An 11,216-nucleotide genomic window follows, 5' to 3' on the forward strand; every position below is an offset into this window, starting at 1 on the left:
ACATCGAACACGAAGGACACCCTGTGACCGACGTTTCCGTCACGGCGCCCCGCAGGCCCGGTGAGCAGGCGCTCGCCGCGCTCGGCCTGGGCGCGCCCGCCCTCGACCCCGCCGACGCCTCGCCGCACTCCTTCCCCGGCGGCGGCCGCTGGCGCACCGAGGTCCCCTCCTGCGAGGGACCCGAGGCGCTGGCGGTGGTCCTCAAGGAGTCCTCGCGCCTCGACGTGCCGGTGCACCGGATCAGCCAGGGCAGCGGCGTGTGGATGCTGACCGACGCCGAGATCACCGAGATGGTCGAGGCGACCGCCGAACGGGACATCGAGCTCTGCCTGTTCACCGGCCCGCGCGGCACCTGGGACATCGGCGGCTCGATCCGCACCGACTCGCACGGCGCCGGACTGCGCGCCCGGGGTCACGACGCGGTGGCCGGCTGCGTGGAGGACGCGGTGCGCGCGACCGAACTGGGCGTGAAGTGCCTGCTGGTGGCCGACGAGGGCGTGCTGTGGACGCTGCACCGGGCGCGGGCGGCGGGCATCCTCCCGGCGGACACCACGCTGAAGGTGTCGGCGCTCGTCGGGCCGGTCAACCCCACCTCGTTCGCGGTGCACGAGCAGCTCGGCGCCGACTCGGTCAACGTGCCCAGCGACCTGACGCTCGCCCATCTCACCGAGATCCGGCGGGTGTCGGCGGCCCCGATGGACATGTACATCGAGGCGCCGGACGACCTGGGCGGTTATGTGCGGATGTACGAGGTGGCGGAGCTGATCCGGCGTGGCGCCCCGGTGTACCTGAAGTTCGGGCTCGCCAAGGCGCCCGGCATCTACCCGTACGGCCACCACCTGCGGGAGGTCGCCCTGGCGACGGCGAAGGAGCGGGTGCGGCGCGGCCGGCTGGCGCTGGACCTGCTGGCCCGGCACGGCGCCGACGGCGACATGGCGCCGCTCGGTTCGCGGCTGCCGGGCGACCTGCGCAGGTTCGACATCCCGTCATAACGTTCCGGAAACGCGGCTTCACACAAGTGGACACAGCCGCGCACAATCCCACACACCCGTTCTCGGCCCAGGGGGCGAAGCCCCTCAGGCGCACGCACCGGCACCGCCTCGCACACGGCACCACCGACTCCACCGAGTCGCCCGATCCGCTCAACTCGCCCGACGATCAAGGATGATCATCATGCGCAACCGCAGAGCCGCATTCGCCGCGACGGCCACCGCCGTCTCCCTCGCCCTCGCCCTGACCGCCTGCGGCCAGAACAGCGACGGCGGCAGTGAGGACAAGAAGGGGAGCTCCGAGGGAGCGACCATCGGCATCGCGATGCCGACCAAGTCCTCCGAGCGGTGGATCGCCGACGGCAACAACGTCGTCAAGAACCTGGAGGACAAGGGCTACAAGACCAAGCTGGTGTTCGGCGAGGACGAGCCGGACCAGCAGGTCTCCCAGATCGAGAACATGATCACGCAGGGCGTGGACGCCCTGATCGTGGCGGCCATCGACAACAAGTCGCTGAACAACGTCCTCCAGCAGGCCGCCGACGCCGACATCCCGGTCATCTCCTACGACCGCCTGATCCTCGGCACCGAGAACGTCGACTACTACGCCTCCTTCGACAACGAGAAGGTCGGCGAGCTGCAGGGCACCTACATCGCCCAGCAGCTCGGCCTGGCGGACGGCAGCAAGAAGGGGCCGTTCAACATCGAGCTGTTCGCCGGCTCCAACGACGACAACAACACCCGCTACTTCTTCCAGGGCGCGATGAACGTCCTGCAGCCGTACATCGACAAGAAGCAGCTCGTCGTCCGGTCCGGCCAGACGGAGCTGACCCAGGTCACCACGCTGCGCTGGGACGGTGCCACCGCCCAGCGGCGCATGGACGACATCCTCACCAAGTCGTACAAGAGCGCCAAGGTCGACGCGGTGCTCTCGCCGTACGACGGCATCTCCATCGGCATCCTGTCGGCGCTGAAGTCGGACGGCTACGGCACCGCGAGCAAGCCGCTGCCGGTCATCACCGGCCAGGACGCCGAGGTCGCCTCGGTGAAGTCGATCATCGCCGGCGACCAGTCGATGACCGTCTACAAGGACCTCCGCCAGCTCGCGAAGGTGGCGTCCGACATGGTGGACGCCCTGCTCAACGACAAGAAGCCCGAGGTCAACGACACCAAGACGTACGACAACGGCTCGAAGGTGGTGCCGGCCTACCTGCTGGAGCCGGTCGCCGTGAACAAGGACAACTACAAGAAGGCCCTCGTCGACTCCGGCTACTACAAGGAAAGCGACCTCAAGTAACCGCCGCCCCCTAAGGATTGGAAGGCACGACCATGGCGGGACCCGTCCTGGAAATGCGCTCGATCGTCAAGACCTTTCCCGGCGTCAAAGCGCTGTCGGACGTCAACCTGACCGTCCGGCAGGGCGAGGTCCACGCCGTCTGCGGGGAGAACGGCGCCGGCAAGTCCACCCTGATGAAGGTGCTCTCGGGCCTGCATCCGCACGGCAGTTACGAGGGGGAGATCCTTTTCGACGGAGAGGTCTGCCGCTTCAAGGACATCCGGGCGAGCGAGCAGCGCGGCATCGTCATCATCCACCAGGAACTGGCGCTGGTGCCGTTCCTCTCCCTCGCGGAGAACATCTTCCTCGGCAACGAACACGCCCCCCGCGGGTTCATCGACTGGAACGAGACGCTCCGGCACGCCACCGAGGTGCTGCGCCGGGTGGGGCTCGACGACCACCCGGAAACCCGGGTCGCCGACATCGGCGTCGGCAAGCAGCAGCTCGTGGAGATCGCCAAGGCGCTGTCGAAGAAGGTGCGGCTGCTGATCCTCGACGAGCCGACGGCGGCGCTGAACGACGAGGACAGCGGCAAGCTCCTGGACCTGATCCTGGAGCTGAAGAAGCAGGGCATCACCTCGATCATCATCTCGCACAAGCTCAACGAGATCCGCCGGGTCGCCGACTCGGTGACCATCCTGCGCGACGGGCGGACCATCGAGACGCTCGACGTGAAGGCCCCGGAGACCACCGAGGACCGGATCATCAGCGGCATGGTCGGCCGGGACCTGGAGAACCGCTTCCCGGAACGCACCCCGCACCAGCCGGAGGAGGGCACGGCGCCCGCCCTGGAGATCCGCAACTGGACCGTGCACCACCCCATCGACCAGCACCGCAAGGTGGTCGACGACGTGTCGCTGCACGTGCGGCGCGGGGAGATCGTCGGCATCGCCGGGCTGATGGGCGCGGGCCGCACGGAACTGGCGATGAGCGTCTTCGGACGCAGCTACGGCCGGTACGCCGGCGGCACGGTGGTCAAGGACGGCGAGGAGATCCGCACCCGGAACGTCCCCGAGGCGGTCGGGCACGGCATCGCCTATGTCACCGAGGACCGCAAGCACTTCGGGCTCAACCTCATCGACACCATCAACCGGAACATCTCGCTGAGCGCGCTCGGCAAGGTGTCGAGGGCCGGTGTGGTCGACGAGCACGAGGAGCGGAAGGTCGCCGAGTCCTTCCGCACGTCCATGAACATCAAGGCGCCGACCGTGTTCGAGCCGGTGAACAAGCTGTCGGGCGGCAACCAGCAGAAGGTCGTCCTCAGCAAGTGGATCTTCACGGGCCCCGACGTGCTGATCCTGGACGAGCCCACCCGCGGCATCGACGTGGGCGCCAAGTACGAGATCTACACGGTCATCGACCGGCTGGCCGCCGAGGGCAAGGCGGTCGTCTTCATCTCCTCCGAGCTGCCGGAACTGCTCGGCATGTGCGACCGCATCTACACCATGGCCGCCGGACGGCTGACCGGGGAGTTCTCACGGTCCGAGGCCTCGCAGGAATCGCTGATGCGCCAGATGACGAAGGACAAAGAGGTAACGCGATGAGCACGGATGTGACCGCCAAGACGCCGGCCCCGGCGCCGTCCGGCAAGGGCGGCGGGGCCCCGGGCGGCGGACTGTGGGGACTGGTCCTGGACGGCATGCGCCGCAACATGCGGCAGTACGGCATGCTGATCGCCCTCGGCCTGATCGTGACGCTGTTCGCGGTGTGGACCGACGGCGACCTGCTGCTGCCCCGCAACGTCTCCAACCTGGTGCTGCAGAACAGCCACATCCTGATCCTGGCGATCGGCATGATGCTGGTCATCATCGCCGGCCACATCGACCTGTCGGTGGGATCGCTGACCGCGTTCGTCGGCGCCCTGGCCGCCGTACTCATGGTCAAGAACGACATGCCATGGCCCTTGGCCGTGGCGCTGTGCCTGGTCATCGGCGCGGTCTCCGGGGCCGTGCAGGGGTTCCTCATCGCGTACGGCGGCATACCGTCGTTCATCGTCACCCTCGCGGGCATGCTGATCTTCCGCGGTCTGACGGAGATCTACCTGGAGGGCCAGACCCTCGGCCCGTTCCCCGAGGGCGAGCAGAAGATCGGCATGGGTTTCCTGCCGGAGGTCGGCCCGGAGACCAACTACCACAACCTCACGCTGCTGCTCGGCCTGGTGCTGATCGCGGCCGTGGTCCTCCAGGAGGTCCGGGACCGCAGGCGGCAGCAGTCGTTCTCGCTGGACGTGCTGCCGAGGAACCTGTTCCTGCTGAAGCTGGTCGCGGTCACCGCCGCGATCCTCACCGTCACCCTGCTGCTCGCCAGCTACAAGGGCACCCCGGTCGTGCTGCTGATCCTGGGCGTGCTGGTGGTCGGCTACAGCTACGTGATGCGCAACGCCGTGTTCGGCCGTCACATCTACGCCATCGGCGGCAACCTGCCGGCGGCCAAGCTGTCCGGCGTGAAGGACAAGAAGGTCACCTTCTACGTCTTCCTGAACATGGGCATGCTCGCGGCCCTGGCCGGTCTGGTGGTCGCCGCCCGGCTGAACGCGGCCTCGCCGAAGGCGGGCCTCAACTTCGAGCTCGAGGCGATCGCCTCGGCGTTCATCGGCGGGGCCTCCATGAGCGGCGGTGTCGGCACCGTCCTCGGCGCCATCATCGGCGGTCTCGTCCTCGGCGTGCTGAACAACGGCATGAACCTCCTCAGCGTCGGCACCGACTGGCAGCAGGTCATCAAGGGCCTCGCCCTGCTGGCCGCGGTCGGCTTCGACGTGTGGAACAAGCGCAAGGTCGGTTCGTAAGTCAGCCCGGGCCCCGCCGCACGGCGGGGCCCCTTCCCTTCAGGGAGCCGCACTGATGGAACTGAACAGACGCACGGTCATCGCGGGAGCCGCCGCGGCAGGCGTGGCCGCCACCACCGCCCTGGGCGGCGGCACGGCGTACGCCTCGTCCGGGGGACGGGCCAAGCCGGTCCGGGAACCGTTCGGCAGGCTCGCCGACGGCACCCGGGTGGACCGCTGGACGCTGGAGAACGGCGGAACCCGGCTGAAGGTCCTCTCCTACGGCGGCATCGTCCAGTCGCTGGAGATCCCCGACCGGCGCGGCCGGCGCGCCAACGTCTCCCTCGGCTTCGCCGCCCTGGAGGACTACGTCGCCTCCAGCCCGTACTTCGGCGCGCTGATCGGCCGCTACGGCAACCGCATCGGCAAGGGCACCTTCACGCTCGACGGCAAGCGGTACCAGCTCTCCGTCAACGACGGCGAGAACAGCCTGCACGGCGGGGCGCAGGGCTTCGACAAGCGGGTGTGGGACGTCGAGCCGTTCACCCGGGGCTCCGACGTCGGCCTGTACCTGTACTACACCTCCGTCGACGGCGAGATGGGCTACCCGGGCACCCTGCGCACCAAGGTGACGTACACCCTCACCCGGGACGGCGACTGGCGTGTCGACTACGAGGCGGTCACCGACCGGCCCACGGTCGTCAACCTCACCAGCCACGTGTACTGGAACCTGGCCGGCGAGGGCAGCGGCAGCGTCCTGGACCACGAGCTGTCCGTGGCCGCCGCCCGCTACACGCCGATCGACGCGGGGCTGATCCCCACCGGCGAGCTGGCGAAGGTCGCGGGCACCCCGTTCGACTTCCGGCGGGCCAAGCCGGTCGGACGGGACATCCGCACCGCCCACCAGCAGCTGCTGTACGGGCAGGGTTTCGACCACAACTGGGTGCTGGACAAGGGCATCACCACCCGGCCGGAGCACGTGGCGACCCTGCGTGACCCGTCCTCCGGCCGCACCCTGCGCATCGCGACGAACGAACCGGGCCTGCAGTTCTACTCCGGCAACTTCCTCGACGGCACCCTGGTCGGCAGCGGCGGCCGGGTGTACCGGCAGGGCGACGGGCTGTGCCTGGAGACCCAGCACTTCCCGGACTCGCCCAACCGTCCCTCGTTCCCCTCGACCGTGCTGCGGCCGGGCCGGACGTACCGGACGACGACGGTGCACTCCTTCGGGGTCTGAGGGGTCCGAGGGGTCTGAGCAGGTCCTGGCCCCTCTCCGGGAGGTGTGAGCGCGTTCACAGGGCGTCCTCACATTTTCCTCACACGTGCTGAACGGCCCCTCGGTCCGTTCCGTATGTCTGGGTGGCCCGTGCTCCCCCGCGCGGGCCACCCAGGCATGACGGGCCCGTCACGTCCCCGGCGGGCCGCCGCACACGGAGGTTCCCTTGGCCGACAACGTCACCTCGTTGTTCCGCAGCACCGCGGCGCACAGCCCGTCGATGGCGGCGCTGACGAGGGAGAGCGACGGGGCCGGCCCGGTGGACTTCTGCATTCCCTGCAACCCGTACTTCCCGACCCCCGCCATGTTCGAGGAGCTGGCGGCCCGGCTGCGCGACATCATCACGTACTACCCGAGCAGCGCCGACACCATCACCGCCGAGCTGTGCAGCCTGCTCCGGCTTCCCCCGCAGTGCGTGGCGATGGGCAACGGCTCGACGGAACTCATCACCTGGATCGACCACCTGCTGGTGCGCGAGTCGCTCGCCGTGCCGGTGCCGACCTTCGGCCGCTGGACCGACCAGCCCATGGAGACCGGCAAGCGGGTCGACATGTTCCCGCTCCAGGAGTCCAGCGGCTTCGCCCTGGACCTCGCGCAGTACGCCGAGTTCATCCGCGCGCGCGGCACCCGGGTCGCGGTCGTCTGCAACCCGAACAACCCCGACGGCGGCTTCCTCCACAAGCACGCGGTCGTGCAGTTCATGGACGCCATGGCCGACCTGGACCTGGTGGTGATCGACGAGTCGTTCCTGGAGTTCGCCGACGCGGAGAACGAGCCGAGCGTGGTGCATGAGGCGATGCTCCGCCCCAATGTCATCGTGCTGCGCAGCCTCGGCAAGAACTTCGGCCTGCACGGCATCCGCTTCGGCTACCTGGTGGCCAACCCGGCGCTGGCCGGGCGGGTGCGCTCCATGCTGCCCAAGTGGAACCTCAACTCCTTCGCCGAGTACGTGGTGTTCATGCTGAAGGAGCACGGCGCCGAGTACGCGCAGAGCCTGCACCAGGTCCGCCGCGACCGGATGGACATGTCCGGCCAGCTCTCCTCGCTGCCCGGCCTGACGGTCTATCCCTCCCAGGGCAACTTCCTCTTCGTGCGCCTGCCGGTCGGTGCCGAGGGCACCGTGGTCCGCGACCGGCTGCTCACCGAGCACCGGATCCTGGTGCGCGAGTGCGGCAACAAGATCGGCTCGTCCAGCCGCTTCCTGCGTCTCGTGGTGCGTCCCCAGGTGGACGTGCGTCGCCTGGTGTCCGGCCTGGAACAGGTGCTCTACGGGACGTCCAGGAGGGGAGCCGCCGTGCCCGAGCAGGCCACAGGGACCGGCTACAGCTCGGGCACGGCGGCGGTGGACCGCCTGGTGAGCGAGACCAACGGGGCCGGGACGCGCGGCCTCGCCCAGGCCGCCGGTGCCGGCATGCCGCTCCCCGCCGCCGCGTCCGCCCCGGCGGTGGGCGCGGGCGGCGGGATGCCGGTGCCGGCCGCGGCCGGGCTGCCCCAGCCGGAGGCCCGGCCGGTCGTTAGGGAAGCGCCCCGGCCGCAGCCCGTACCGCAACCGGCGCCGCAGCCCGTGCCCCAATCCGTGCCGCAGCCCGTGCCGCAGCAGCTTCCGCCGCCGGTGCCGTTCCCGGAGCCGGCCGGGCAGCCCGCGCCCGCCGCCCCGCCCCTGGCACCCGCCGCGGCCGCCTTCCCCACGCCCGCGCCCCTGTCCGCCCCGATGCCCGCGGTCGCCTCCCCCACGCCCACGCCCGCGCCCGTCCCGATGCAGGCGCCGGCTCCGATGCAGGCGCCGCTGCCGCCCAGCGGGCCCACGCCGCCCGGGGTGCCCGCCCGCGGCGGTCTGACGGCCGCACAGGTCCGCGGGACCGACGGGCTGTCCATGGCCCCGGCCACGGGCTGGCCGGGGGCCCAGAGCTGGCCGGAGGCGGCGGGTATGGGGCAGGCGGGCTGAGTCACCGGCCCGCCGGCCTCCGCCCGCGGTTCGTCACCGCCCGGACGAGGTTGCCGTCGGGGTCGGGCAGGGCGCGTCGGGATCCTGGGGAGCGGGGCTGGGGTCGGGTGGGGCAGACTCCGGGGAGCAGGGGTCCGGGGTGGTCGGGTCCGGCGAGGGTCCGGGGGTCCCGGTGGGGGACTCGCCGGGAGGATCCGTGGGCTCCTGACTCGTCGGGGGCTCCGTCGGAGTGTCCGAGGGCGAGGTGCTGGGACCCGGAGTCGGCGACGTGGGCACCGAAGGGTCCGGAGAGGCGGGCGAGGACGGGGACGGGCGCGGGGACGGTCCCGTACCGCCCGGAGGGCTGGGCTGCGGCCCTATGACGACGCCCCCGCCGCCGCTTCCGCCGTCGACCGGTTTCGTCGCCGGGGTGCCTCCGCCCGCGCCGGGGCTGCGGGGCACGACGCCCTTGCCGTCGGGCACTGCGTGGACCCCGTGGCGGTAGAACGCCAGCCAGTACCTGACCAGGCTCAGGTAGGAACGGGAGTGGTTGTAGCTCAGGACCGCCCGGTCCAGGTCCGCGGGGCGGCCCAGGTCCCGGTCGCCCGCGCACAGGTAGTGGCCGGCCGCCAGCGCCGCGTCGAAGATGTTGTTCGGGTCGGCGCGGCCGTCACCGTTGCCGTCCGTGCCCCAGCGGGCCCAGGTGGACGGCAGGAACTGCATCGGGCCCACGGCCCGGTCGTAGACCGTGTCGCCGTCGTGGGCGCCCCCGTCCGTGTCCCGGATCAGCGCGAAACCGCGTCCGTCGAGGGCCGGCCCGGTGATCCGGCCGAGGGTCGTGCCGTTCTCGTCGACCGCGCCGCCGCGCGCCTGGCCGGACTCGACCTTGCCGATGGCGGCCAGCAGTTCCCAGGGCAGCCGGCAGCCGGGGTCCGTCCTGGCGACCGAGGTCTCGGCGGCACGGTAGGCGCGCAGCACGGTGGCCGGGATGCCCGACTGGGCGCGGACCTCCCGCCCGAGCACGGGCGAGGCGGTGGTGGTGGCCTTCGCGGTGCGCAGCGGCGGCAGTTCGGTGTGGTACGAACCGTCACCCGGCGGAGCGAGTACGGCGTACGGGTCGCCCACGGCCGGCGGCGCTCCGCCGTCGCCCGCCGGTTCGGCCCGGGCCTTCGCGGCGTCCCGGACGAGACCGGGCGCCTGGGAGGCGGTCAGGGCCGTCATGGCGGCGACGGCGAGCACGGTCGTGCGCAGTCCCCTGCGCGCCCGGCCGGAGTACCGGCGTCGGGATCGGCGTACGGACATGGGCGTCACTCCTGTCGGATCCGTCCGAGGTGCGTGCTCCCCGCGGGCGCGGGGCGCCGGCGGGTACGGGGTCCCTGTGGATGCGGACCGTTCGGTGGCCCGGGGCCCGACCGGCCCTGGGTGGTTCCGGTGGCGCGGGTGTCTGGCGGGTGCGGGTGGCGGCGGTGCCGCGGGGGCGCCCGGTGCGGGGCCGTGGGTGGGGGCGGGGCACGGTGAGGACCGGGAGGGTGCCGCCGGTGGCGGTCCTAGCCACGGCCGAAGGTGTCGAGGGCGGAGACGAGCCACCGTCCGTCGCGGTGCACGACGTCCACGGCGAGCATGGCCGCCGCGTACACGCCCTCGTCACGCCCGGCGTCCTGCCCCGCGCCCGCCTTGGCGCCGGCGGTGGCGACGCTGCTCTGGTCGGCGTAGACGAGGACCCGGGCCCGGTCGCCGTCGATCCGCTCGACCGCGGTTTCGGTGACCGTCGTCGTGATCACGGCCTTCTGCGCGTCGGCCCGCTTCCGGACGTCGGCGAGCAGGTCCCGGTGCTGGGTGACGGCCTTCCCCGTCAGAAGGTCCTTCGCGGCCTTGTCGAACGCGCCGGGGTCGGCGTGGTCGTAGGAGAACAGCCGGTCGACGGCCTCGGCCACCTGCCCCTTGATCTCGCTGGTGCGGGCGAGGTCGGTCAGTGCGGTGTTGCTCCGCGCGGGCTCGGCACGCAGCGACGTCGCCTCCGCGTGGGCCCAGCCCGCGAAGGCGCCGAGGAGCAGCGTCAGCGCGCAGAGCGCCACCAGGCCGAGAGACCGGCGCGGCCGGGACCGGACCGTCCCGCTCCTTTCGTCCGTGGCCGGTCCGGGCGCGCGCGGGGAGGGCGGCGCCTTCACGGCGGTGCGGACAAGCCCGCGGCGCGTGCCGGTGCGGTCCTCCGCGGCCTCGGGGCGGGGGACGGCCGTCGCGGTCGCGGCGGGGCGGGCGTCGCGGGCCTGACGGCGCCGCTGACGGTTGATGTGATGACGGGTCGTCGACATGGTGGGTTGTCCTCCTCGCTGCGGCCGGCGGGTGCGGTACGGAACCGGTCAGCCGGCCGGTGTGCCGCCCACGGGTGCCTGGCCGAGGGCGCTCAGCTTCCACCGGCCGTCGGTGCGGGTGAGTTCGCCGAGCATGCGGCTGTCCTTGTCGGTCCGGGTCCCGTCGGACGCCTCGACGGTGACGCGCAGGGCGACCAGCACCCGGGCACGGCCGGCGCGGTCGTCGAGTTCGGTGACGGCGCCGGACAGCACCCGGGCCGTGCTGACCGTCCTCGCCTCCCTCACCTGGTCGGCGAAGCCGGTCCGGCCCTTGCTGAGTTGCTCGTGCAGTTCCCCGGTCGTCGACGCCTCCCAGAGGTCGAGTCCCTGGTTCACGTCCCGGTGGTCGAGCGTGTTGAGGTTCTGCACGGCCTGCTCCCCCGCGGCGAGCGCCTCGTCCCGCTGCACGGCGTAGGCGGCCCGGTCGTCGTGGGCCGCCCGGTACCAGTCCTGGCCCGCCCACGCGGCGAAACCGCCGGCGACGAGGGCGAGGGCGAGCGCGGCGGCGTGCAGCGTGCGGAAGCGGCTCGCGGCGAGGCGGCGGACCGGTCGTTCCATGGGGTGCTCCAGTCTCCC

9 protein-coding genes are annotated in these 11,216 nt (G+C 71.6%); 6 read left to right on the plus strand and 3 right to left on the minus strand.

Going from position 1 to position 11,216, the window contains the following annotated elements; all coding sequences use genetic code 11:
• The first annotated feature begins 23 nt into the window (after positions 1–23).
• The 6 genes from F3L20_RS25560 to F3L20_RS25585 all read left to right on the plus strand — a co-directional run bounded on the left by F3L20_RS25560 (position 24) and on the right by F3L20_RS25585 (position 8,310).
• On the plus strand, positions 24–992 hold the full coding sequence (locus tag F3L20_RS25560; protein ID WP_145825550.1) for a hypothetical protein: 969 nt from the start codon (positions 24–26) through the stop codon (positions 990–992).
• Between the two features lie 181 nt (positions 993–1,173).
• On the plus strand, positions 1,174–2,286 hold the full coding sequence (chvE, locus tag F3L20_RS25565) for a multiple monosaccharide ABC transporter substrate-binding protein (RefSeq protein WP_150156346.1): 1,113 nt from the start codon (positions 1,174–1,176) through the stop codon (positions 2,284–2,286).
• A 32-nt stretch (positions 2,287–2,318) separates the two neighbouring features.
• Positions 2,319–3,869, plus strand: coding sequence for a multiple monosaccharide ABC transporter ATP-binding protein (mmsA, locus tag F3L20_RS25570; protein ID WP_150156347.1), 1,551 nt, complete (start codon positions 2,319–2,321; stop codon positions 3,867–3,869).
• The gene (gene mmsB, locus F3L20_RS25575) at positions 3,866–5,110 is read left to right on the plus strand and encodes a multiple monosaccharide ABC transporter permease (protein WP_145825553.1); all 1,245 of its coding nucleotides are present in this window, start codon (positions 3,866–3,868) and stop codon (positions 5,108–5,110) included. Before mmsA ends, mmsB begins: the two co-directional genes overlap by 4 nt.
• Before the next feature lie 55 nt (positions 5,111–5,165).
• Positions 5,166–6,326, plus strand: coding sequence for an aldose epimerase family protein (locus F3L20_RS25580; RefSeq protein ID WP_150156348.1), 1,161 nt, complete (start codon positions 5,166–5,168; stop codon positions 6,324–6,326).
• Between the two features lie 205 nt (positions 6,327–6,531).
• Positions 6,532–8,310, plus strand: a complete 1,779-nt coding sequence (locus F3L20_RS25585; RefSeq protein ID WP_150156349.1) for a pyridoxal phosphate-dependent aminotransferase — start codon at positions 6,532–6,534, stop codon at positions 8,308–8,310.
• A gap of 33 nt (positions 8,311–8,343) precedes the next feature.
• On the opposite strand, the gene F3L20_RS25590 is transcribed toward F3L20_RS25585, so the two are convergent.
• The 3 genes from F3L20_RS25590 to F3L20_RS25600 all read right to left on the minus strand — a co-directional run bounded on the left by F3L20_RS25590 (position 8,344) and on the right by F3L20_RS25600 (position 11,198).
• Positions 8,344–9,591: a lytic murein transglycosylase gene (locus F3L20_RS25590; protein ID WP_150156350.1), complete on the minus strand. Its 1,248-nt coding sequence runs from the start codon at positions 9,589–9,591 to the stop codon at positions 8,344–8,346.
• A 245-nt stretch (positions 9,592–9,836) separates the two neighbouring features.
• Positions 9,837–10,601: a hypothetical protein gene (locus tag F3L20_RS25595; RefSeq protein ID WP_150156351.1), complete on the minus strand. Its 765-nt coding sequence runs from the start codon at positions 10,599–10,601 to the stop codon at positions 9,837–9,839.
• Positions 10,602–10,649: 48 nt separating this feature from the next.
• Positions 10,650–11,198 (minus strand): nuclear transport factor 2 family protein, encoded by a 549-nt coding sequence (locus F3L20_RS25600; RefSeq protein ID WP_150156352.1) that lies wholly within the window; start codon positions 11,196–11,198, stop codon positions 10,650–10,652.
• Between the last annotated feature and the right edge of the window lie 18 nt (positions 11,199–11,216).

It is taken from the genome of Streptomyces tendae (assembly GCF_008632955.1).
GTDB lineage: Bacteria > Actinomycetota > Actinomycetes > Streptomycetales > Streptomycetaceae > Streptomyces.

Coding starts and splice junctions, on each gene's coding strand:
- chvE (WP_150156346.1), top strand. CDS start 1,174: ATGCGCAACCGCAGAGCCGCATTCGCCGCGACGGCCACCGCCGTCTCC.
- mmsA (WP_150156347.1), top strand. CDS start 2,319: ATGGCGGGACCCGTCCTGGAAATGCGCTCGATCGTCAAGACCTTTCCC.
- mmsB (WP_145825553.1), top strand. CDS start 3,866: ATGAGCACGGATGTGACCGCCAAGACGCCGGCCCCGGCGCCGTCCGGC.
- F3L20_RS25580 (WP_150156348.1), top strand. CDS start 5,166: ATGGAACTGAACAGACGCACGGTCATCGCGGGAGCCGCCGCGGCAGGC.
- F3L20_RS25590 (WP_150156350.1), bottom strand. CDS start 9,591: ATGTCCGTACGCCGATCCCGACGCCGGTACTCCGGCCGGGCGCGCAGG.
- F3L20_RS25595 (WP_150156351.1), bottom strand. CDS start 10,601: ATGTCGACGACCCGTCATCACATCAACCGTCAGCGGCGCCGTCAGGCC.
- F3L20_RS25600 (WP_150156352.1), bottom strand. CDS start 11,198: ATGGAACGACCGGTCCGCCGCCTCGCCGCGAGCCGCTTCCGCACGCTG.